Raw genomic sequence first — 22805 nt, forward strand, 5'->3', positions numbered from 1 at the left:
CATCCAGACTAACGACTGCGCGAGCCGCGCTCAGTCCCGGAGAGCTCGGCGCTCGGCCTCGACCCGAACCAGATCCCGTTGAACAGCGGCGAAACGTTCGGGCTCTGCCGCAGCATCCAGACGTTGGAGGCTGCCGAGGAGCTCCCTCGTCTGCCGCAGGAGGTCGCGGTCGATGAGGGCGGACGCGACCCCGCGGCAGTAGATGCCGATCATCTCCGGACGCTGGGGTATCGGCGCGACCGAGAGCTGCGTCACGAGCGTCGCGTAGGGGCCCGGCACCTGCCCGACGACGCGGCTCACCCAGTCCGGCGCCTCGAGGTGGTCGAGGGATGCCGCGATCCCGTCACGCACGACCGACAGCGTGCGATCACCGAACTGGGCCCCCACGGCTCGACGTGCGAAGTCCGCCCCGACCTCGCCCGGGTACTGCAGGATCGCCATGAGCGCGTCGCGCTCCAGGCGAGTGGACGGATCGGTCGGGAGGTTCGTGAGTGATGGTGCGGACTCCTGGGGTGCGACAGGTGTCGCGCTCTCTCCCCCGCTGCGTTCGTCGCCGCGGCGCGGAGCCTGCGCGGGCGCCGCGCTCTGGCGCTGGGATGACACGGCCCGCTGTACCTCGGTGGGATCCATGCCGAGCCATCCCGCGAGGTTACGCACGTAGCCGATCGCGAGAGCCTGGTCGCGGATGCTCGCGACGACCGGTGCTGCCGCACGAAGGGCGGCCACCCGTCCCTCGACGGTCTCGAGGTCGTAGCCGTCCAGCACTCGGCGGATCATGAACTCGAACATGGGCTTGCGAGTCTTGATCATGTGGCGCACGGCGTCATCGCCGCGATTGAGTCGCAGGTCGCACGGGTCGAGGCCATCGGGTGCAACAGCGACGAAGGTCTGGGCAGCAAAACGCTGCTCCTCCGCGAAGGCGCGGCTCGCCGCCTTCTGCCCGGCATCGTCGGGGTCGAACGTAAAGATGACCTCGCCGGTGCCGCGGGTGTCAGCGTTGTCGACGTCGCCCATCACGCGTCGCACCACGCGGATGTGGTCAACGCCGAAGGCGGTCCCACACGTGGCGACCGCCGTCGTGATGCCCGCGAGGTGGCACGCCATGACGTCGGTGTAGCCCTCGACGACCACCACCTGACGACCGCGGGAGATGTCCTTCTTGGCGAGGTCGAGCCCGTACAGCACCTGGCTCTTGTGGTAGATCGGGGTGTCCGGGGTGTTGAGGTACTTGGGCCCCTGATCGTCGTCGAGGAGCTTGCGAGCGCCGAAGCCGACGGTCTGGCCGGTGACATCCCGGATCGGCCAGATGAGACGCCCGCGGAACCGGTCGTAGACGTCGCCGCGGTCGCCCTTGCCGATGAGCCCAGCGGTGATGAGCTCCTCTTCGGAGAAGCCGAGTCCCTTGAGGTGCTTGCCGAGTACGCCACCTCTGGGGGCGAAGCCCACGGAGAACCGCTGCGCAGCGGCGGGGTCGAATCCGCGCTGGCCGAGGAAGACGCGGCCGGGTTCGGCCTCCGGAGTCTCGAGCTGGGAGACGAAGAAGTCCTCAGCGGCCTTGTTGGCCGCGAGGAGCCTGGCACGATTGCCATGGTCGGGGGCAGCGCCACCGTCCTCGTAGTGGAGCTCGTAGCCGATGCGTGCAGCCATCCGCTCGACTGCCTCGGCGAACGACACGTGGTCCATCTTCTGCAGGAACGTGAAGACATCGCCGCCCTCACCGCACCCGAAGCAGTGGTAGAAACCGACCTGGGGCCTCACGTGGAAGCTCGGCGACCGCTCCTCATGGAAGGGACACAGACCCTTCATCGAGCCGCTGCCGGCGCTCTTGAGGCTCACATAATCGCCGACGATGTCCGCGATGTTCGTGCGCGATCGGACCTCGTCGATATCGCTGCGTTTGATGAGGCCGGGCACGCGTCGATTCTACGGTCGCCGCGGGGCGACACCTCGGAGACTGTGCACGTCGCCCGTCAGCCGACGAGGCGGGCGTGCCATTCGTTGGCCGACTGGTCGGTGAGGGAGGCGACCTGGTCGACGATGACGCGTTTGCGCGCGTTGTCATCGGCCGCGGCATCCCAGTCGGCACGGAACCCCACATCGAGATTCGCGCCACCCGTCCAGAGCAGCACGTCGGCAAGCTCGCTGAGCTGGTCGCGCTGCTGCGCGTAGATGGGGCGGCGGGCGTTCGTCGACATCACGAAGGCCGCGACGATGCCCTTGAGTACGGCGATCTCCGCCTGGATGTCACGGGGCACGACGATCCCGCCACCGAAGCGCGCAAGCGAGCCGGGGTGGGCCTCCCGCGTGGCCTGGACGGCGGCTCCGGCGAATCGACCGATGAGCTGGCTCGTGAGGTTCTTGAGGCGGCCGTGGTCGCGACGACTCGCGTCCCACCGGTCGATCCAGAAGTCCAGGCTGTCGAGGCGATCGAATGCTGCGATGAGTTCGTCGTGCGAGAGCTCGCCGCCGATCCACGCGAACATGGAGTTCACGAGCTCGTCGTGGTCGACGCGGGCCCCGAGCGCCGGAACATCGATGAACCCGCCGACGATCGCATCCTCGAAGTCGTGCACGGAGTAGGCGATGTCGTCGGAGAGGTCCATGACCTGTGCCTCGATGCAGAGCGTGCCCTCGGGTGCACCCTCGCGCATCCACGTGAACGCGGCAACGTCGTCGTCGTAGTAGCCGTACTTGCTGCGCCCGCTCGGGTCGGGAACGCCCCGCACACGCGGCCACGGGTACTTGCAGCTCGCGTCGAGGCTCGCACGCGTGAGGTTGAGGCCGAAGCTCTCGCCGTCGGTGCCGAAGACCTTCGGCTCGATGCGGGTGAGGAGTCTGAGGGTCTGGGCGTTGCCCTCGAAGCCGCCGATATCAGCGGCCCACTCGTTGAGGGCCCGCTCGCCGTTGTGGCCGAAGGGCGGGTGGCCGAGATCGTGCGAGAGGCAGGCGGTGTCCACGACGTCGGGATCGAGGCCGAGACTGTCGGCGAGTTCGCGGCCGACCTGGGCGACCTCGAGCGAGTGTGTGAGCCGGTTGCGCGCGAAGTCGGCACCGGCGGCGGGGCTCAGCACCTGGGTCTTGGCGGCAAGACGTCGCAGCGCGCTCGAGTGCAGGACGCGTGCCCTGTCCCGCGCGAAGTCGCTGCGACGACTCGAGTGCTCCTCGGGCAGGCGGCGGTCGGCATCCGACGCGGAGTAACCGTCGGTCGATCCGGTGTTCTCAGGCAATAGTCCTAGCCGCCACTCGTGCTGAGCTCGGCCTCGACCAGTTCAGCCTGGTGCGTCTCCTGCAGCTCCCGGCTGTCGAGCCAGCCCTGCGGCAGCGAGGGGTTCTTGGGGGTACCCGCGCGACCGCGTTGGCCCTCGGCATCCGCGCCCGGGTATGGCTGGTCGGCATCGAGCTGGGCGAGCAGGTCATCGAGCTCCTGCAGCGAACGAACCGTGGCAAGACTTGCGCGAAGTTCGCCGCCGACCGAATAGCCCTTGAAGTACCAGGCGACGTGCTTGCGGATGTCACGGCACGCGCGATCCTCCTCGCCGAAGAACTCCACGAGGAGCTCGGCGTGACGCCGGAACGCGTCGGCGACGAAGCCCAGGTTCGGCTCGTGCTTCACCCGATCCCCTGTGAACGCAGCGGCGAGGTCCCCGAAGAGCCACGGACGACCGAGGCAGCCGCGGCCGACGACAACCCCGTCGCATCCGGTCTCGTCAACCATGCGCAGCGCGTCATCGGCGCTCCAGATGTCGCCGTTGCCGAGGATCGGCGTGTTCGTGATCGTGTTCTTGAGCTTCTCGATGGCCGACCAGTCGGCGGTGCCGGAGTAGAACTCGGCCGCCGTGCGGGCATGGAGGGCGATGCTCGCCACCCCGGCGCCCTCAGCAGCCTTCGCGGCCTCGATGTACGTGAGGTGGTCGGAGTCGATGCCCTTGCGCATCTTCACGGTCAGCGGGATGTCACCTGCCGCTGCCACGGCACGCTCGACGATCTCGCGGAACAACCCGAGCTTCCACGGTAGGGCAGCTCCCCCGCCCTTGCGCGTGACCTTGGGCACGGGACAGCCGAAGTTGAGGTCGATGTGGTCGGCGCGGTCCTCGGCGACGAGCATCGTCACCGCCTCGGCGACGGTCTTGGGGTCGACACCGTAGAGCTGGATGCTGCGTGTCGTCTCCGACTCGTGGTGCGTGATCAACCGCATGCTCTCGGGTGTGCGCTCCACGAGAGCGCGACTCGTGATCATCTCGGACACGTAGAGGCCCGCACCGTACTCGCGGCAGAGGCGACGGAATGCCGTGTTGGTGATGCCCGCCATGGGTGCGAGCACGACGGGAACGTCGAGCTCGAGGGGGCCGATGCGCAAAGGTGCGGCCGTGGCTGGGAGAATGGTCACGTGACGATTCTCCCAGAAGATGACAGTGACACCACCGGGCGGGCCCGGGTGGCGCGGGATGCGGCAGCGCGCGGCATTCCCATCGAGATCATCGAGCGGCCCGCGGCATCCTCTCTCGAGGAGGCTGCGGCCATCCTCGGCGTCGACCCGAGCGTGATCGTCAAGTCGCTCGTGGTCAAGCGCCACGACGGCAGCTTTCTCTTCGCACTCGTGCCGGGAGACCGGCAGATCTCATGGGCGAAGCTCCGCGCGGTTGTCGGTGTGAACAAGCTGCAGCTGCCGGATGCCTCTCTCGCGCTCGAGGCGACGGGCTACGAGCGCGGCACGATCACACCCTTCGGCAGCACCACCGCGTGGCCCGTCTTCGCCGACGAGCGCATCGCTGGCCAGCGGATCGCCATGGGTGCTGGTGAGCACGGCTACAGCGCGTGGGTGCAGGCGGACGATCTCGTCGCCGGATTCGATGCGACGCTCGCGGACATCAGCGACTGATGGCCCTCGACAACCATCCCCACGTCTTCCGCTTCGAGGGGCGGCTCTGGGTCAGCCCTGAACCACGCGAGATCGCGCAGGACGCGTTCGCGGCGCAGCGACGGTGGGATGCCGGGCAACTCCGCTCACAGCACTGGACGCTCGCTCTCGCGCTCGGTGCCGTAGCGGGAACCGCCGCAACGCTGGGTCTCGGAACCCTCGCCGGACTGCCCCCCGTGTTCTACCTGATCCTGCTGCCGATCGGCTTCGGAGTTGGCGCTGTGATCGGCGCCAGGGTGAACAGACGCATTCTCGGATCGCGTCTCACGGACGTACCCACGACACCGCGCCCGGAGACACCCACCCTCACGCGGATCCCGTCAGCGATGGCGAAGTACGTGGACGACTCGACGCCGGTGTCGGACCTCATCAGCTGGTCGGAGCAGGGTTTCGTTCCGAAGGACGAACGAATCCCCAGGTAGCGTCGACCCGCGTCAGACCGCGTCCTCGTCCAGACGACGGTTCACGACCGCCTGCTCGTGGTGATCGGGAATCTCACAGAAATCGCCTTCGCACACCGCCCCGACTCCACCGAGGAGTTGCAGGCCGGAGGCGACTGCGGGTTGCACCTCGACTTCCGCGACGCTGGGGCTCACCGTTGCTACCGCCTCGCTCATTCGGAACCCTTCTCGCGTCGGACCTCTTCGAGCACGTTAGCGAACGTGCTCGCGTCCTGGGCACCGGACACCCCGTACTTGCCGTCGAAGACGAAGAACGGGACACCCTGGATGCCGTACTCGCGCGCCTGCGCCATGTCCGCCTTCACGTCCGCGAGGAATCGGTGGCTTTCGAGCGCCTCCGTCACCTCGTCGCGGTCGAAGCCGAGCTCACCGGCGATCTGCACAAGATCCTCGATGCGCCCCACGTGCTCGCCATTGATGAAGTAGGCCTTCAGGAGGCGTTCCTTCACCTCGAGTTGGCGTCCCTTCGACTTGGCGAAGTGGAGCAGCTCGTGGGCGATCACCGTGTTGGTCTGGTGGATGTGGTCGTAGTCATATTCCAGCCCGACCTCTGAGGCGATGCCGGTGACCCTGTCGATCATCTGCCTGGCCTGTGCGCGGTCGATTCCCTTACGGTCGCTGAGGTAGTCCACGGGGGTGCCGTCGTAGTCGACGGGGGTGTCGGGGGCGAGCTCGAACGAGTGGTACTCGACCTCGACATCCCCGTCGAACCGGGAGACGGCGTCCTCGAACTTGCGCTTTCCGATGTAGCACCAGGGGCACTGCACGTCTGACCAGATGTCAACCTTGATTGTTTCACTCACGATCGGTTCAACGGCCTGGTAGCGGAGCTATTCCCGGGCTGCACCTGCTAGCGCAGTCGGCTCGCCCTTCTCGCGGCGAGGAGAGCGACGAGCAGTGCGACGACCCCCGCCCCGAGCATCCCGCCGGCGAGCCCGGCAGCAGGCCACAGCGGCAGCCCGGTGAGGGCGAGCGAACCGAGCTGCACCTCGGTCGTTTCGGAGCGGATGCCGCATCGACCGACGTGGAGCGGGTTGCCGTGCTTGTCGTAGAGGGTCTCGACCCAGAAGTAGGTGCCCGGTCGGTCGAACGTGGTCGCCTCGGACCGATAGGTGCCCTGGCCGTGGACGGCGACCTCATCCGACGTGAATACGAGCGTCGAGTCGTCACAGAGCGGTCCATCCTCGATGCCGTGCTGGGCGTAGGCGCGGAAGACGAGGGTCATGCCCGCGGGCGTGTCCCCGGTGACCTGAGCCGTGTCGAACGCTCGCTCCCCCGGCTGCACGCCGTGGGCAGCCTGGGTCGAGACGTCGGCCGGACTCACGAGCGTCGTCTCCTCCGGGAGCCCGCAGACTCCCTCATGGATGAGCTCACCATCGCTGGAGTACAACGACTCGACCCAGTAGTACGTGCCGTACTCGGTGAAGCGGGTTGCGGACGACTCGTAAGTCCCTGCGGACGTCACCGGCACGGGTCGATCGCTCGAATCGAAGGCGAGTGTCGTCTCGTCGCACACGGGCTCGTCGCCTCTAGCCGGCTGGAGGTAGGCCCGGAACACCAGGGTGCTCGGTTCCGCGGGGAGGAATCCGCCAACCAGCGCACTGTCTCGTACCTCGTCGCCCACCACGGACGCGGGCATCGCGACGGTGGCGACGCTCGGAGGTGACACGCGGGTCGTCTCTGCGGGCATCCCGAAGCGGTCCGTCCAGGGCTCGAAGTACGGTGCTGATGCCGAAGCCGGGTCGAGGCGCCATACCCACGTCACATGTCCCACCCGGTTGGGCGCGATCACGGAAGTCGATGCCGGGTAGATACCTGCCGCTCGAGCGACGATCTCCGCCGTGCCGATGACCTCCGCAGACGCGGGAACCGTCTCGCTCTCGGGAAGGGGGTCGGTGCCGGGAACGAAGTAGGCGGTCCCCTCGAATCGAGCCGGAATGGGTACCCCCGCTTCGGTCAGCCAGGAACCCGAGGTGAGAGTGACGGAGAGCTGGTCGGAGATCTCGCCACCCAGCCCCGTTTCGGACGTTGACACCTGCGAGACTGCGTCCAGACCCATCGGGACGACGTGCGATTCTGCAATCAAGCCGAACTGGTCGCTGAAGGAGTACCCCTCGGGCAGCATCCTGGCGATGATGGTCGGTTGGTCGGCGGCTTCGATGCGCCAGACCCAGGTGTAGAAGCCGGGCGACGGTGCGATGAGCGTGCCGGGCGAGGCGTAGTCGCCAGTGCCCGTGAGCGTGAGCCGCTCCGTGCCCACGACCGGTACGCCCTCCGGCGGGACGTCCGCGACGGCGGGCTGCTGCGAGAAGGGTCCGTAGAGAGTACCCACGGCCTCAACCGGCATCTTCGAGCCGTTGTCCAGGGTCCGCCACTCCGGCGAATTCTCGGTGAGTGACACGGACACACCGTCGACGAATGGTTGGCCCGTCTCGACGTACCGCGACGCCACCGTGGTCTGGGCGATGGGCGAGAACGTGACGTTGCTCGAAGCCCTGTCGCTTGCGCTGGTCGTGCGTTCCTCGTGGTACGCGCCTCGAAGCGTCCGCTGCTGCGAGCCTGTGTTGTAGACGACGAGGGATGCGCCGGCTCCGTCCTTGACCGTGAAGCTCACGGATGCCGCAACCGACGCCGTGGCCTCCCCATCCGGCACCACGGCTCGGACCGGCACCAGCGAGCCGTTCGTCACCGAGATCTGGCTGTCCCTCGTGCCGGCGACAACGGCGCCCTGGAGCGACAGTGTCCCCTGTGCCGACGACGGCTCGACGGTGACGCGGACCGATCCGTCCCAGCCGTCGAGTGCTACCGTCACCGAAGCCTTCGGGCTCGCCGAACCAGCGAACGTCGATTCCGTCACGGTCCACACCGTGTCGTATGCCGCCATGACCGCGGCGTTTCCGTTGATGTAGTGGGCACCGGCCGCGTATCCCGCTCCCTGGGTGCGTGCCACCGTGCTCGTGTAGGCGTAGACGTAGGCGCTCACGGCGGCGGCGGTCGTCGGGTCCTCGGTCTGACCCCACGTGAGCATCGCGTAGTTCAGCTTGCGGACGACGGTCTCCGAGAGCCACTCGCCCCACTGTGTGTCGACGGAACTCACGATCGTGCCGGTATCGGTCACGCCGCTCGGCCAGTCGCGCGCGGAGTCCATGCAGTAGACACGCATGCCGTCGGGCGCGATGTAGTTGCCGAGGTACCCGCCGTAGGGGGTGATACCCGAATAGCCGGCGCCGGTCGTCGCGGCGGCGGCCGGGCGCTCCGAGAACAACGGGAGCGTCACCGCCGCGATGGCTACCGCGAGGACGAGGGCGACCAGTCGGCGAGCGAGCGGACGGCGGACAGGTGGGTGAGTGTCATGGTCTCGAGGTGTCATCCCACGAGGGTCTGACAGCGCGCACGCACACAGGCGTCACGTCGACCGTTCTGTGGTGGGCCGACGTGACAGTGGCACTGTGGAGGAGCGCTCTAGGCGCCCAGCAGTCGCTCCCCGAGGTACGACCGGAGTCCCTCGAGCGGGATGCGTTCCTGGGCCATGGAGTCGCGCTCGCGCACGGTCACCGCGTTGTCCTCGAGCGAGTCGAAGTCGACGGTGACGCAGAACGGCGTGCCGATCTCGTCCTGGCGGCGGTAGCGGCGGCCGATCGCCCCGGCATCGTCGAAGTCGACGTTCCAGAGCTTGCGCAGGTCAGCGGCGAGCTCCTTCGCGAGGGGCGAGAGCTGCTCGTTGCGCGACAGCGGAAGAACGGCCACCTTCACAGGCGCGAGGCGACGGTCGAGGCGGAGGACGGTGCGCTTGTCGACGCCGCCCTTGGCGTTCGGTGCCTCGTCCTCGGCGTACGCGTCGATCAGGAAGGCCATGAGCGCACGTGTGAGACCGAAAGCCGGCTCGATCACATACGGGATCCAGCGCTCGTCCTTCGTCTGGTCGAAGTAGGACAGGTCGGTACCGGATGCCTCGGAGTGCGTCTTGAGGTCGAAGTCGGTGCGGTTGGCGACACCCATGAGCTCGCCCCACTCGCTGCCCTGGAAACGGAAGCGGTACTCGATGTCGACCGTTCGCTTCGAGTAGTGGCTGAGCTTCTCCTGGGGGTGCTCGTAGAGACGGAGGTTCTCCGGGTTGATGCCGAGGTCCAGGTACCAGCGCATCGACTCATCGATCCAGTACTGGTGCCACTCTTCGTCCGTTCCGGGCTCGACGAAGAACTCCATCTCCATCTGCTCGAACTCCCGCGTGCGGAAGATGAAGTTGCCCGGCGTGATCTCGTTGCGGAAGCTCTTGCCGACCTGGCCGATGCCGAAGGGCGGCTTGAGACGCGAAGCACCCATGACGTTCGCGAAGTTCACGAAGATGCCCTGCGCGGTCTCGGGCCGCAGGTAGTGCAGGCCCTCCTCGTTGTCGACGGGCCCGAGGAAGGTCTTCAGAAGACCGGAGAAGTTCTGCGGCTCGGTCCAGGCGCCGGGCTGACCGGTGTCGGGGTCCTTGATGTCGGCGAGGCCGTTGACAGGAGGATGCCCGTGCTTCTCCTCGTACGCCTCGAGAAGGTGGTCGGCGCGGTAGCGCTTGTGGGTGTGCAGCGACTCGACGAGCGGGTCGGAGAAGACCTCAACGTGGCCGGACACCTCCCACACCCGCTTCGGGAGGATGACCGCGGAGTCGATGCCGACGACGTCGTCTCGACCCTGCACCACCGTCTGCCACCACTGCTTCTTGATGTTCTCCTTGAGCGCGGTACCGAGGGGCCCGTAGTCCCAGGCAGAGCGCGAACCGCCGTAGATCTCTCCCGACTGGAAGACGAACCCGCGTCGCTTGGCGAGGTTGATGACGGCGTCGAGATTGCTGGTGGCCACGGTTGGTGCTCCTCTGCGCGCCACAGCGGCGGCGCGACTGATATCGGACCGAGCTGGGTGCCCGGTCGTACGGCTTGCGAAGTTCTCAGCCTATCGGCGCTCAGCTCGCGCTGGCGTGCGCGAGCGCGTGGGCGCGCTCGAGAATCCGCACGACCTCGAGAGCATCACGCGGGTCGACGGGCGCGGGCGCGCCATCCAGGATGCTCGATGCCACGCCCGCGTAGAAGGCCGGGTAGTTTCCGCGCTCCATCGGAACAGGGGCAAGAGTTCCACCATCCCCGTCGACACCGAGCAGACCCCAGGCGGACTCCGGAGTGGTTCCGTACTCGGGGTTGTCGGGCAGCATCCCGCCCTTGAGTGCCGGCTCCTGGGTGTCCAGGCCATAGGAGCGGTACCCGGACTCGCTGCCCAGGACGCGGAAGCGTGGACCGCTTTGTGCGGCGACACGGCTCATGGTCAGGTGCGAGCGGGTGCCGCTCGTGTGGAGCAGCGAGATGAACGCGTCATCCTCACTCGATCCGCCTTCGCGCACGACGCTCAACTCGGCATGCTCGACGACCGCCGGCCCGAACAGCTGAAGCGCCTGGTCGACGAGGTGGCTGCCGAGGTCGTACGTGATTCCGCCGCCCTGTGCCGGAGTGGTCGTGTCCTGCCAGCGATCGGCCGCTGGCTTGCCCCAGCGCTCGAAGGTCGACTCGAAGCGGTGGACGGTACCGAGCGCGCCCTCGGCGAGCAGCCTGCGCACAGTCAGGAAGTCGGCATCCCACCGGCGGTTGTGGAAGACCGCGAGCGGCTGGCCGACGTCCTCGGACTTGGCGATGAGCTTGCGAGCATCGACGGTCGTGGGCACGAAGGGCTTGTCAATGACCACCGCCGCGCCTCCGTCGAGAACGGCAAGCCCCTGCTCGAGGTGAGTGTGCGGGGGTGATGCGAGCACGACGAGGTCGAGATCATCGATGCGAGCAAGGAGCTCATCGGGCGAGGAGACGATCGTGGCATCCGGGTGCAGCGACTCCGCCTGCGCCGCTCTCTCGGGGTTGCCCGTCGCGATCACATCGAGACGGAAATCCAGGTTGGTGGCGAGGAATGGCGCATGGAACACGCGGCCCGCCAGGCCGAAGCCGATGATTCCTGTGCGTATGGGTCGGTTCGTGGGCATTTCTTCAGCCTAGCCCTGTGCCCTCGTCGGTCTGATCGAGCAGTCCGAGCGTCTCGGCGATGGAGAGCGCCTCGCGGCGACTCGTCACCCCGAGTTTGCGGTAGAGGCCGCGCAGTTGGGTCTTGACCGTATTCGTCGACACGAAGAGCTCGTCGGCGATCAGCTGGTTGCCGTGGCCGAGCCGGAGGTGCCGCAGGAGCTGGATCTCCCTGCGAGTGAGCTCCCCGGCCGGACTGGGAGGCCCCGCGGTCTCCGAGTGGAGAGTTGGCATCACGGACCGCAGCGTGCGCGAATGCAGGTCGGGATGCGCGTGGGCGAGCCTGCGCGAGAGACCTGCGACGGAGCGCCGTTCGATGCCGAAGAAGTGGGCGCTCGACGTGACCTGCGGAGTCGCCCTCAGGGCATCGGCGAACGTGCTGTCCGCGGCATCCACCATGCCGAGCGCGTCCTGCGCAACCGCCCTGCGCACGAGCGCCGACCCGACACTCAGCGCCGAGTGATCGAGGCCAAGGCCTGCACAGGCATCGGATGCGAGGAGCGCTGCCCGCGCGTTGCCCTGCACGAGCCGCACCAGGGTCCACCGCGACGAGAGGCACAACGAGTGGTCGCGGAGTTCCGGTGCTCCCTCCAACGAACGCGCGGCATTGTGCGGGTTGCCGAGCCCCGTATGGATGTCGAACGCGACTGCCGCCCTGATCGTGCGGATGAGCACAGGTGCGTCGGAGATCCGCTCGGGTACGAGCGCAGCGCAGGCGGATGCACCCTCCAGGTCGCCTTCGACGAGAAGGCGATACGCCATGGCAAGCTTGGTCGCGAACGTGATCCACGGGGTCGACTCCGCCTCGATCGCGGTGAAGCTGGCGACGGCGGCCGCAAGCATCTCACTGTCGAACGCGTGCATCCCGAGGAGGAATCGGGCGAGGGCGATCGGATACAGCCGCTCGGACGGTGGCCAGCCCCCCAGGGCGTAGTAGAGCTCACCTTCCCGGATGCGCTCGGTCGCGGCATCCAGATCTCCCCGGAGGGCGTGGGTCGCGGCGAGGAGTGCCGCTGAGTGGAACCGCAGGTAGTGGTGGCCCGTGCTCTGGGCGGATTCGCTCGCAGCACGCGCGAAGTCCTCCGCCCGGTCGACGTCCCCGCATTGAAGCTCTGCATCCGCCTGAGTGAGCCAGAGAAGCGTCGGGACGCTGCCGAGAGCGTGAACCTGCTCCCACGGGAGTTGCCGGAGGCGGCTCGCGTTCTCCCGACCCACGACTCGTGCCCGTTCCGCTCTTCCGCGTCGTTTGAGTGCGGCGACCCGTGCCGCAGTGACGAGCGTCGACTCTCGCCCCGTCAGGGAGTCGACTACCTCAGGGGAGATCATCAGCAGGTGTGATTCGTTGTCGGCACGCTGCTCGGCGTCCTCGAACGGTGGCATGAGACCCAGGAGAACGCGCACCGCGAGAACCGCGGGACGGGCCCGGAGAACGCGCGTGGGCAGGCCATCGACGGCGTCCCGGAGATCGATGAGGTCGACACCGGCCTCCAGATCTATCCGATCAGCGAGCACGCGCATGGCCTCGTCCGCCCTTCCCGCGCGAGCCAGATGGAAGAACGCCCGCGTCCATTGGCCAGTCGAGACGAAGTAGTCGGCCACCTCCGCGTGGAACTCGAAGGGCTCGCTTCCTGGCTGCACCATTGAGCGCAAGGCCCGCCTCAGTTCGCGGTCGAGCCGGAGGGCTGATATCTCCACCGACCCCGGTGTGAGGACAGGCTGGACGATCCCCTCAGCAAGTAGTCCGACGACCGCCGATTCCTCCACGGAGACACCGAAGGCCGCAAGCAGGTCGACCGGCGCTTCGATGAACTCGGCCAGTACCTGGACGATCTCCTCCGCTCGCCCAGGATCCGACACTGTCCGCAGGCGCTCCATCGCCCAGGAGACACGGAAGGCGCTCGCGGACATGGGCTGTGCGCCTGCGGCGTCACTCCGCCGGTAATGGGCGAGGATGCCGCTCGCGCTTCCCCCCGTGGCCGCGATGACGTCGTCCAGGCTGAGGGTGGTGACAGGAACCTGCAGGTCCGCGGGAAGAACTCTGTGAACGTCCTCGGCGGTCCACGTCAGGTCGGACCTCCCGAGGACGACCCGCGATGGGGATCGACCGTGGTCGGAGAGCACGGGAAGCGACGTGATCACAATGGCGCGGACGTGGCGGAACACTTGGGCGGCCCTCTCGAAGAGGTCGATGTTGATCCTGTCGGCCAGGACATGCGCGTCATCGATGACGAGGATGAGGGGCTCGGTCAGGCGCTGCAGCATGACGTGAATGTCGGATGCCTCAAGGCTCCCGTTCGTCCCAGCGAGACCCAGATCGGCGATCGCGGACTTGATCACCCGCACCAGATCGGCCCAATTGTGCACCCCGCGTCCGGCGGAGATCCAGATCGCAGCCTCCCGCCGTTCACTCAACCAACTGGCGACCGACGTTGTCTTCCCGAACCCGTGGGGTGCCTCGACGAGGAGGACGCCGTCCTCGCCGATCCAGGTGTCCAGTCGTGCCTTCACACCCGGCCGCTGGACGGCGTGGGGAACCGCTGGCACTCCCCAATGATGAGCCGTACCACCCGAATAGCGGTCTCGTACGTACAGTGTTTCCCCCTTGTGGCGCGTGCTGCGGGCACGCCCCATCCCCGTTGACATTCTCCACCCGAACGCCAGTGTTGATGGGTGGTGGGAACGCGTTACCCCCGTGTTCCCACCACCCTGAGTCGCACCATCCGGCCGGAAGTGCCGTAAACCCGTTGCGGCAGTGTCACCGTCGTGCCTGACCTCGCAGGGGGGCCGAAAGATCGTGACACGCGTGTCCGGCGGAGTGGGTGCGCTCCCCCACCGTGACGACAGAGTGTCGCACGGCATCTGGTGCGCGATCAGCCTCGCGCAGGTCCTGAAAGGTGTGTGGATGTGTGGTTGCGCGGGTACGCTCCACCGGGATCGTGGCGTGTCTGCGCGAAGTTCGGCGCCGTCCCCACGGCTGCACGATTCGCGCCCACGCAGATGCGTCGGGTCATGTTTGCTCCTGTTGAGTGCGGTCTTACAGGCCACCACTGGGTGGTGTTGCTGGAAGGCTAGCCAGACGCATCAGCCGGTATTCGGCGTTCCCGCAAGCAACGGACGACTTTCACCCACAGATTCACCCGAATCGTGATGATCGGGGTACAGGCGCTCACCCGAGCGCGCGCACCGCGCCCACTGCCGTCCGCAACTCATCCGCCACCGAGAACAGTTGCTCCGACGTCGTCTCGTGGCCGAACGTGAAGCGCACCGCCGTCTGCGCGACCTCGGGCGGGAGGCCCAGGGCGAGCAGCACATCGGATGGCTCGTCGCTGCCGGCGGCGCACGCGGAACCGCTCGAGCACACGATGCCGCGCGATTCGAGCCCAAGCAGCACGGATTCGCCGCTCGTGCCCGGGAAGCAGAAGGACGCGTGCCCGGGGAGCCTGTGGGTGCGAGAACCCGTGAGGCGGGCATCCGGAACCGTCTCGAGAACGTGCGCGATGAAGTCGTCACGCCGTCGGCTGACCTCCTCCGCCGTCGCACTGCTCACGACGGAGACACTCAGCGCCGTCGCCAGGCCGACCGCGCCCGCGACGTTCTCGGTGCCGGAGCGGCGCCCGCGCTCCTGCCCTCCCCCGTGCACGAGAGGCTCGAGCGGGACCCTGCTGCGCACGGCAAGGGCCCCGATGCCCTTGGGGGCGCCGAGCTTGTGCCCCGAGATGCTCAGGGCATCAACACCGAGCTGGTCGAGGTCGATCGGTAGCCACCCCGCAGCCTGCACAGCGTCGGTGTGGAACGGGATGCCACGCTCCCGGGCGATCGACGCGAGCTGCCTGATCGGCTGCACCGTGCCTATCTCGTTGTTCGCGTACATGATCGTGGCGAGAGCCGTATCGTCCCTCAACGCGGCGGCGAACTGGTCGGGATCGACGAGCCCGTCGGAGTCGACCGGCAGCACGGTGACCTCGACCCCGTGGAAGCGTGCGAGGTAGTCGCACGACTCGAGGACGGCGGGATGCTCGATCGCCGAGGTCACGATGTGCTTGCCACGACGACTCGCGAGCACGATCCCCTTGATCGCGAGATTCGCCGCCTCCGTGCCACCGGAGGTGAACACGACCTCGCTCGCTCGCACGCCGAGCGGGGCCGCAACCTGGGCACGGGCATCCGTGAGCGCACGCGCTGCCGACTCCCCCACCTCGTGGTGGCTCGACGGATTGCCGAAGTCCCCGGTGAGGTAGGGCCACATGGCCTCCAGGACCTCGCGCCTGACGGCGGTGGTGGCGGCCTGGTCGAGGTAGATCACGTTCAGCCCGCCGTGACGTCCACGTCGAGGCCGAGGTCAATCGAGCGCACGCTGTGGGTGAGCGCCCCGACGGAGATGACGTCTACACCTGTCGACGCGATGTCGGCCACCGTCTCTAGGTTCACCCCTCCGCTCGCCTCGACGATCGCGCGACCCGCGACCATCGCAACGCCCTCGCGAAGCTCGTCGAGACTGAAATTGTCGAGCATGATCGTGTCGACGCCAGCCGCAACGACCTCCTCGACCTGGTCGAGCCTGTCGACCTCGACCTCGAGGCGAGTCGTGTGGCTGATGCGGATGCGCGCGAGTCGAATGGCTTCCCCCAGCGTGACGCCCGAGGCGGCGAGAAGCGCAAGGTGATTGTCCTTGGCGAGCACGGCATCGGACAGCGAGAAGCGGTGGTTGACTCCGCCGCCATCCCGTACCGCCTGCCGCTCGAGGATCCGAAGGCCCGGGGTTGTCTTGCGCGTATCGACGATGCGCGCCCGGGTGCCCGCGACGGCCGCGACGTAGCGCGCCGTGAGGGTTGCGATCCCCGACATCCGCTGGCTGAGGTTGAGGGCGATGCGCTCGGCGCGCAGCACCGAGCGGGCGTTTCCCTCAACCCTGGCGAGCACGACGCCCGGCTCGAACGCCGCGCCATCCGTCGACCCGAGTTCGACGACAACATCGGGGTCAACGAGGCCGAAAACGCGCCCGAACACCTCGATGCCGCTCAGGATGCCCGGCTCACGCGGCACGAGGCTCGCGGTCGCACGCGCCGACGCCGGGAGAAAGGCGTCACTCGTGACATCACCCCAGGGGGCGTCCTCCGCGAGGGCGCGGACGATGATGTCGTCGATCGCCGCTTGCGTCGCCTGAGTCATCACGCACCCACCGTCGCGGGCTCGGTGGCGGCTACCGGGACCTGCCATTCGAGCGAGTACTCGAACTCCTCGCGAGTGAGCGGGAAGTCGAGGCGATCGTGGGCCCCGCGGGACTCCTCGCGAACGAGGGCTGCATGCACGATGATGCGGGCGAGGTCGAGGAGATTGCGCACCTCACCGGCGTCGACCGAGTCGCCATCCACTCGCCACGCGGTGAGCTGCTCTCGCGCGGCACGCAGGGAGTCAAGGGACCTCTCGAGTCCCACGAGCGACCACATGAGGGACTGCAGCTCGCCGCGGTCGACCGGGGTGGTCTCGCCCACGGGCAGGCTCGTGACGAAGGCGAGCGACGACGGCCGGCCCGCGGCTGCCGGCTCGGCATCGATATCGAGAGCGTCAGAGGCGCGCCAGGCGAAGACGAGGGACTCGAGAAGCGAGTTCGACGCCAGACGGTTCGCGCCGTGGACGCCGGTGCACGTCGCCTCACCGACGGCGAAGAGCCCGGGAATCGAGGTACGACCGTCGACGTCGGTGCGGATGCCGCCCATCCAGTAGTGCGCCGCGGGAGTCACCGGGATCGGCTCAGTCGCCCAGTCGAAGCCGTGCTCGCGCGTCACGCGAGTGATACCGGGGAACCGGGTCTCGAGGTACTCGGCGCCCAGCGCGGTCGCATCGAGCAGCACGGGAGCGCCGCCCTGCTTCGCCATCTGGGCGGCGATGCCGCGGGCGACGACATCGCGCGGCGCGAGTTCGCCGTCGGGATGCACGTCGAACATGAACCGGCGCCCGTTCTGGTCGAGCAGCACGGCGCCGTCCCCGCGCACCGCCTCGGACACGAGGGGGTTGCCCGGAACCGCGAGCGACGTCGGGTGGAACTGGTAGAACTCGACGTCCGCGAGCACGGCGCCAGCACGCCACGCCGCCGCGACGCCATCGCCCGTGGTCACCGTGGGGTTCGTCGTGTGCGCGTAGAGCTGGCCGGCGCCGCCGCTGGCCAGAACCACGATGTCGGCGGGGATCTCGCGGCTTGTGCCCGCGGCATCCACCGCCTCGATGCCGACAACACGGCGACCCGTGGGGGTCTCGGCGACGACGAGGTCACGCATGAAGGTGTGCTCGTGGACCTCGACGGCCAGGGTCTTCACGGCGCGGAGCAGGGCGACCTCGATCGCGAGGCCCGTGGCATCCCCGCCCGCGTGGATGACGCGGCGAGCGGAGTGCGCGGCCTCGTGGCCGCGCGCCAGTTCACCGTTGATCCTGTCGAACTCGACACCCAGTTCCATGAGCTCGCGCACGCGCTGCGGCCCCTCGGTGCAGAGCACCTCGACGGCGATCGGGTCACAGAGACCCGCGCCAGCTCGCATCGTGTCGGCGATGTGCGACGCCGCGCTGTCATCGGGGAAGAGCGCCGCGGCGATACCGCCCTGCGCGTACTTCGTGTTGCTCTCGGCAAGCTCCGCCTTCGTCACGAGCACCACATCGTGGTGACGGCTCGCGCGATACGCGGTGATGAGGCCGGCAATTCCCGTGCCGACGACGACTACCCGTGCCATGGTTCAGTCCTTGGGCCTGGCCGCGAGCATGCGCTCGAGGGCGACGCGAGCCGGTTCGGCGACATCGTCGGGGACGCTGATCTGGTTGAGAACCTCACCGCGCACGAGGCCCTCGAGCACCCACGCCAGGTAGCCGGGGTGGATGCGGTACATCGTCGAGCACGGACACACCACGGGATCGAGGCAGAAGATCGTGTGCTGCCGATACTCGGCCGCGAGGCGGTTGACCATGTTGATCTCGGTGCCGATCGCGAAGGTCGTGGGCTCGGTCGCCGCGGCGATCGCCTTGCGGATGTAGTCGGTGGAACCCGCCTCATCCGCCGCGTCGACGACGGGCATCGGGCACTCGGGGTGCACGATCACGCGCACGCCGGGGTAGTCCTCGCGCGCCTTCTCGACCTGGCCGACGGTGAAGCGGCGGTGCACCGAGCAGAATCCGTGCCACAGGATGACACGGGCATCCGTCAGCGACTGCTCGTCGTTGCCGCCGAGGGTCTTGTTCGGATTCCACATCGGCATGAGCTCGACGGGGATGCCCATGGCCTTGGCCGTGTTGCGCCCGAGGTGCTGGTCGGGGAAGAACAGCACACGCTGGCCGCGCTCGAACGCCCACTCGAGCACGGTTGCGGCGTTCGACGACGTGCAGACGATGCCGCCGTTGCGACCGCAGAACCCCTTGAGCGCTGCGGATGAATTCATGTATGTGACGGGGATGACGGGGACCCGACCGTCGGCGTCCGGCTCCGTGCCGTACAGCTCCATGAGCTGCTCCCACGCCTCCTCGACCGAATCGATGTCGGCCATGTCGGCCATCGAGCAGCCAGCGGCGAGGTTCGGGAGGATCACCGACTGGTTCGGCTGCGCGAGGATGTCAGCGGTCTCGGCCATGAAGTGCACACCGCAGAACACGATCGCCTCGGCGTTCGGCACCGTCTGGGCCGCGTTCGCGAGCTGGAACGAGTCACCGAGGAAGTCGGCGTGCTGCACGACCTCGTCGCGCTGGTAGAAGTGGCCAAGCACGACGACACGGTCGCCGAGGGTCGCCTTCGCGGCACGGATGCGCTCGTGGAGCTGCTCATTCGACGCGCGCGTGTACTCCTCGGGCAGCTGGCCCTGGCGCGGCGAGCCCGTCGGGATGATGTCGCCCTGCGATGCTCCGGGCCCGTAGCTCGGCAGACCGAGGTCGAACGTCCAGGGACCCTCCGCGAGAGACGGGTTGCAGGTCTCCCCCGGATCCAACTTGATGAGGGTGTCGACTGAGGTCACGCGAAACTCCTTGCCTTGCTGGGCACCAGCCCGTTGTGGGTCGCCGCACCGCTGTGCGTGAGGGGCCCGTTGTCGACGAGCGAGATGGACTCGTCGTAGCGATAGAGACGTGGGGGGCGGTGGCGACCGCCCGTGACGACCGCGTCCGTGGGGACGAGGTCCTTCTCGACCTGGCGTCGGAAGTTGGCCGGGTCGAGGGGCCGCTGCAGCACGGCCTCGTGCACCTCGCGCAACTCCGTGAGCGTGAAGGTGGGACCGAGCAGTGCGTGCGCGATGCGGCTGTACTCGACCTTGGTGCGCAGGCGCCAGAGGGCGTAATCGACGATCAGGTTGTGATCGAAGGCGAGCTCGGGCAGCTCATCGGCGAGGAACCACCGCACGTTCTCGCCGTCGACCGACCGCACCGCCTGCTCGGGCCGCACGAGCGCCCAGTAGACGATCGAGACGACGCGGCGGTCCGGCGAGCGGTTCACCTCACCGAAGCAGTAGAGCTGCTCGAGGTAGGACGGCTCGACCGAGGTGGTCTCGAGCAGGTTGCGCGCCGCGGCATCCGCGAGGCTCTCCTGCTCGCTCACCCAACCACCGGGGAGCGCCCATGAGCCCTCGAACGGGTTGCGCGTGCGACGCACGAGCGGGATCCACAGGGCACTGAGGCCGGTGACCGGATGCGGCCGCAGAGCGAAGATCACCGTGGAAACAGCAAGCCCAATGCCGTGTGCTGCGTCGTTCATGGTGATCCGATCAGTAAAGGTCAACTCGACCTGAACACATCGTAGCACTTAATGTCAGGTGCACCGTAACTCCACCCCCCGCGAAAAGCCACTAGTTGCTCCGGATTCTTCCAGAGAGCGCAACAAGTGGCTTTTCGCGGGGGTTTTCAGGCGCTCGGGGCGTCGATGGCGCCGCCGAAGCGACGGGAGCGCTGCTGGTACAGCTCGATCGCGTGCCAGAGGTCCTGGCGGCTGAAGTCGGGCCACAGGGTATCGAGGAAGACCATCTCGGCATAGGCGCTCTGCCAGAGCATGAAGTTGCTCGTGCGCTGCTCCCCCGAGCTGCGCACGAAGAGGTCCACGTCGGGAAGGCTCGGCTGGTACAGGTGCTTCTGGATGGTCTTCTCGCTGATGCCCGACGGCTTGAGGCGCCCGACCTTCACGTCCTCGGCGATGCGCTGCACGGCATCCGTGAGCTCGTTGCGACCGCCGTAGTTGACGCACATGGTGAGCGTGAGCACGTCGTTGTCCTCGGTGAGGCGCTCGGCGAACTGCAGCTCCTTGATGACGGATGCCCAGAGCCTGGGTGTGCGCCCGGCCCAGCGAACACGCACTCCCCACTCGTTGAGCTGGTCGCGGCGGCGGTGGAGCACGTCCCTGTTGAATCCCATGAGGAACCGAACCTCGTCCGGCGAGCGGCTCCAGTTCTCGGTGGAGAACGCGTAGACACTCAGGTACTTGACGCCAGCCTGGATGGCACCGGCGACCACGTCGAGCAGCGAGGCCTCCCCCGCCTTGTGGCCCTCGACACGAGTGAGGCCCTTCGCGTTGGCCCACCGGCCGTTGCCGTCCATGACGATGGCGACGTGCTTGGGCACCGCCTTCTTCGGGAAGTCGGGCGGGTAGATGCCGGTCCAGTCGACGGGGACGTAGTCGACCGCATCCTTGTGCGTTTTGGGCTTCACGCTGTGCGCTCCACGTGGGGCAGGGAGCGCAGGGTGCGCTCAAGGTGGAACTGGGTGTAGGCGGCGACGATCCCGCTCGCCTGAGCACGGGAACGTTCTGTTGCGGCCTCGGCGTCGGACCAGCGGCCCTCGAGCAGAGCGCCGAGGAGCTCGAGGGTCGCGGCATCCAGTCGCGGGGAGCCGGGGGGTGCCACCTCGTCGGCGACGACACCACCGAGCTGCGCGACGAAGACGGTGTGCGGACCCGGAGCGCCGGTGACGGCGCAGACGTCGAAGCTCGGGGCCCATCCCGCGATCGAGAGGCAGCGGAGCAGATACGAATCGAGGGTGAGCGAGGGGTGGTGCTCGCGCCGCGAGAGCGACCTGAGTGCGCCGACGAGGAGCAGGTACTGCTGCAGGGAACCGGAGTCATCCGTGACCTTGTCGGCGGTCTCGACCATCGCGCTGCCGGCAGTGTAGGCGGCGTAGTCGTCGGCGATCTCGGCACCGTAGGAACCCGCGGACTCTGCCTGCTGCACGATGTCGAGCGAACGGCCGACGTAACACTGCACGTCGGCGACCATCATGGGCTCGAGGCGTGAACCGAAACGCGAGCCCGTGCGACGCACGCCCTTGGCCACCGCGCGGATCTTGCCGTGCTGGCGCGAGAGCATCGTCACGATGCGGTCGGCCTCGCCCAGTTTGTGCGTGCGCAGCACGACAACTTCATCACGGTAGGTCGGCACACTCCAGTATCCCCCGCACCGCTGACGCACAGCTGTATCCCTCGCCCGGCCGGTCGACGATGTCTCCCCTGCCCTTCGCCGATGCAGAATGGTCCCGTGGCGTCAACGGAGGTCTTCGAGCAGCAGCGTCCGCGCATGTTCGGCATCGCCTACCGAATGCTCGGCTTGGTGTCCGAGGCAGAGGACATCGTTCAGGATGCCTGGCTGCGCTGGAACAGCACGAGCGAGACGATCGACAACCCCGGCGCCTTCCTCGCGACAGTGGTCACCCGGCTGTCGTTGAACGCCCTGGACTCGGCGAGAGCGCGACGGGAGACATACGTTGGCCCGTGGCTGCCCGAGCCGATCGACACGTCGGCCGACCCGCTCCTGGGCGCCGAGCGCGCGGAGGCGCTCTCCCTCGCGGTCCTGCTCCTGCTGGAACGTCTCACGCCGGCCGAGCGAGCCGCCTACGTGCTTCACGAGGCCTTCGACTACCCGTATGCCCGCATTGCCGAGGTACTTGAGACGAGTGACGCGAACGCCCGCCAACTCGCGAGCAGGGCCCGCAAGCACATCGAGCACGAGCGTGGGGTTGTTGTGAGCCGTGCGGAGCGAACACGGCTTCTGAACGCGTTCCTCGCCGCCGCACAGTCCGGTGACGTGAATGAGCTTGAGCGGACCCTCGCGATCGACGCGTCGTCGATCTCCGACGGCGGAGGGGTCGTCGGCGCCGCTCGCCGGATCGTCGGTGGCCGCGACAGGGTGGCGCAGCTGCTTCTCGGCGTCATCGACAAGTTCGCGCAGGGCATCGTCATGCACCCGGTCATCGCCAACGGTGAGCCCGCCATGCTGGGCGTTCGTGACCGCGAGCCCGTCGCGCTCTGGACCGTCGACATCGCGCCGGACGGGGTGCGCCGGGTCATGATCATGCTCAACCCCCACAAGCTCGAGGGATTCCGCGAGTTGGCCCTGTCACATTCGTGAGGCGCGCCCGGTCATAGCTGGTGAACCCCAC

The 22805-nt window shown here is 67.7% G+C and carries 19 protein-coding genes; 3 read left to right on the plus strand and 16 right to left on the minus strand.

Annotated features, from left to right (window positions below):
- Positions 1-30: 30 nt before the first annotated feature.
- From dnaG to dusB, 3 genes are read right to left on the minus strand one after another with little or no spacing between them, the layout of a single operon-like run.
- Complete coding sequence (gene dnaG, locus HDC94_RS10495; protein ID WP_179497331.1) at positions 31-1914, minus strand: DNA primase; 1884 nt, start codon at positions 1912-1914, stop codon at positions 31-33.
- Between the two features lie 56 nt (positions 1915-1970).
- Positions 1971-3227: a deoxyguanosinetriphosphate triphosphohydrolase gene (locus HDC94_RS10500; RefSeq protein WP_179497333.1), complete on the minus strand. Its 1257-nt coding sequence runs from the start codon at positions 3225-3227 to the stop codon at positions 1971-1973.
- A 5-nt stretch (positions 3228-3232) separates the two neighbouring features.
- Positions 3233-4387, minus strand: a complete 1155-nt coding sequence (gene dusB, locus HDC94_RS10505; protein WP_179497335.1) for a tRNA dihydrouridine synthase DusB — start codon at positions 4385-4387, stop codon at positions 3233-3235.
- Here dusB and HDC94_RS10510 point away from each other — a divergent pair, their 5' ends adjacent.
- Both HDC94_RS10510 and HDC94_RS10515 read left to right on the plus strand, forming a co-directional pair.
- Positions 4388-4879 carry an aminoacyl-tRNA deacylase gene (locus HDC94_RS10510; RefSeq protein WP_179497337.1) on the plus strand — a complete coding sequence of 164 codons (492 nt, stop codon included), beginning with the start codon at positions 4388-4390 and terminating at the stop codon, positions 4877-4879. It abuts the gene before it with no gap.
- Complete coding sequence (locus HDC94_RS10515; protein WP_179497339.1) at positions 4879-5340, plus strand: hypothetical protein; 462 nt, start codon at positions 4879-4881, stop codon at positions 5338-5340. The genes HDC94_RS10510 and HDC94_RS10515 overlap by 1 nt, the downstream gene beginning before the upstream one ends.
- A 12-nt stretch (positions 5341-5352) precedes the next feature.
- On the opposite strand, the gene HDC94_RS10520 is transcribed toward HDC94_RS10515, so the two are convergent.
- From HDC94_RS10520 to recO, 13 genes are all read right to left on the minus strand, one after another.
- Positions 5353-5535: a hypothetical protein gene (locus HDC94_RS10520; RefSeq protein ID WP_179497341.1), complete on the minus strand. Its 183-nt coding sequence runs from the start codon at positions 5533-5535 to the stop codon at positions 5353-5355.
- Complete coding sequence (locus HDC94_RS10525) at positions 5532-6182, minus strand: DsbA family protein (RefSeq protein ID WP_179497343.1); 651 nt, start codon at positions 6180-6182, stop codon at positions 5532-5534. The genes HDC94_RS10520 and HDC94_RS10525 overlap by 4 nt, the downstream gene beginning before the upstream one ends.
- Positions 6183-6229: 47 nt before the next feature.
- Complete coding sequence (locus tag HDC94_RS10530; RefSeq protein ID WP_179497345.1) at positions 6230-8749, minus strand: hypothetical protein; 2520 nt, start codon at positions 8747-8749, stop codon at positions 6230-6232.
- A 92-nt stretch (positions 8750-8841) separates the two neighbouring features.
- Positions 8842-10224 carry a glycine--tRNA ligase gene (locus HDC94_RS10535; protein WP_179497347.1) on the minus strand — a complete coding sequence of 461 codons (1383 nt, stop codon included), beginning with the start codon at positions 10222-10224 and terminating at the stop codon, positions 8842-8844.
- 100 nt (positions 10225-10324) lie between these two features.
- Entirely contained in the window at positions 10325-11383 is a 1059-nt protein-coding gene (locus HDC94_RS10540; protein ID WP_179497349.1) for a Gfo/Idh/MocA family oxidoreductase, read from the minus strand.
- A gap of 4 nt (positions 11384-11387) precedes the next feature.
- Positions 11388-13964, minus strand: coding sequence for a LuxR C-terminal-related transcriptional regulator (locus tag HDC94_RS14795; RefSeq protein WP_179497351.1), 2577 nt, complete (start codon positions 13962-13964; stop codon positions 11388-11390).
- 622 nt (positions 13965-14586) lie between these two features.
- Entirely contained in the window at positions 14587-15723 is a 1137-nt protein-coding gene (locus HDC94_RS10550) for a cysteine desulfurase family protein (RefSeq protein ID WP_179497353.1), read from the minus strand.
- A gap of 2 nt (positions 15724-15725) precedes the next feature.
- Entirely contained in the window at positions 15726-16589 is an 864-nt protein-coding gene (nadC, locus tag HDC94_RS10555) for a carboxylating nicotinate-nucleotide diphosphorylase (protein WP_179499027.1), read from the minus strand.
- Positions 16589-18142 (minus strand): L-aspartate oxidase, encoded by a 1554-nt coding sequence (nadB, locus tag HDC94_RS10560; RefSeq protein ID WP_179497355.1) that lies wholly within the window; start codon positions 18140-18142, stop codon positions 16589-16591. Before nadB ends, nadC begins: the two co-directional genes overlap by 1 nt.
- 3 nt (positions 18143-18145) lie before the next feature.
- On the minus strand, positions 18146-19408 hold the full coding sequence (gene nadA / locus HDC94_RS10565; RefSeq protein ID WP_179497357.1) for a quinolinate synthase NadA: 1263 nt from the start codon (positions 19406-19408) through the stop codon (positions 18146-18148).
- Positions 19405-20139 (minus strand): NUDIX domain-containing protein, encoded by a 735-nt coding sequence (locus HDC94_RS10570; RefSeq protein ID WP_179497359.1) that lies wholly within the window; start codon positions 20137-20139, stop codon positions 19405-19407. Before HDC94_RS10570 ends, nadA begins: the two co-directional genes overlap by 4 nt.
- 146 nt (positions 20140-20285) lie before the next feature.
- Positions 20286-21083 carry an isoprenyl transferase gene (locus HDC94_RS10575; protein ID WP_179497361.1) on the minus strand — a complete coding sequence of 266 codons (798 nt, stop codon included), beginning with the start codon at positions 21081-21083 and terminating at the stop codon, positions 20286-20288.
- On the minus strand, positions 21080-21808 hold the full coding sequence (recO, locus tag HDC94_RS10580) for a DNA repair protein RecO (RefSeq protein ID WP_179497363.1): 729 nt from the start codon (positions 21806-21808) through the stop codon (positions 21080-21082). Before recO ends, HDC94_RS10575 begins: the two co-directional genes overlap by 4 nt.
- A 96-nt stretch (positions 21809-21904) precedes the next feature.
- Between recO and HDC94_RS10585 the strand changes: the two genes are divergently transcribed.
- The gene (locus HDC94_RS10585) at positions 21905-22774 is read left to right on the plus strand and encodes an RNA polymerase sigma-70 factor (RefSeq protein WP_308495702.1); all 870 of its coding nucleotides are present in this window, start codon (positions 21905-21907) and stop codon (positions 22772-22774) included.
- The last annotated feature ends 31 nt before the right edge of the window (positions 22775-22805 follow it).

This window comes from Leifsonia sp. AK011 (genome assembly GCF_013410945.1).
Lineage (GTDB): Bacteria > Actinomycetota > Actinomycetes > Actinomycetales > Microbacteriaceae > Rhodoglobus.

Bases quoted from the DNA above. Each gene is read 5' to 3' on its own strand.
- HDC94_RS10515 (WP_179497339.1), top strand. From the start codon at position 4,879: ATGGCCCTCGACAACCATCCCCACGTCTTCCGCTTCGAGGGGCGGCTC.
- HDC94_RS10520 (WP_179497341.1), bottom strand. From the start codon at position 5,535: ATGAGCGAGGCGGTAGCAACGGTGAGCCCCAGCGTCGCGGAAGTCGAG.
- HDC94_RS10530 (WP_179497345.1), bottom strand. From the start codon at position 8,749: ATGACACCTCGAGACCATGACACTCACCCACCTGTCCGCCGTCCGCTC.
- HDC94_RS10540 (WP_179497349.1), bottom strand. From the start codon at position 11,383: ATGCCCACGAACCGACCCATACGCACAGGAATCATCGGCTTCGGCCTG.
- nadC (WP_179499027.1), bottom strand. From the start codon at position 16,589: ATGACTCAGGCGACGCAAGCGGCGATCGACGACATCATCGTCCGCGCC.
- nadB (WP_179497355.1), bottom strand. From the start codon at position 18,142: ATGGCACGGGTAGTCGTCGTCGGCACGGGAATTGCCGGCCTCATCACC.
- HDC94_RS10570 (WP_179497359.1), bottom strand. From the start codon at position 20,139: ATGAACGACGCAGCACACGGCATTGGGCTTGCTGTTTCCACGGTGATC.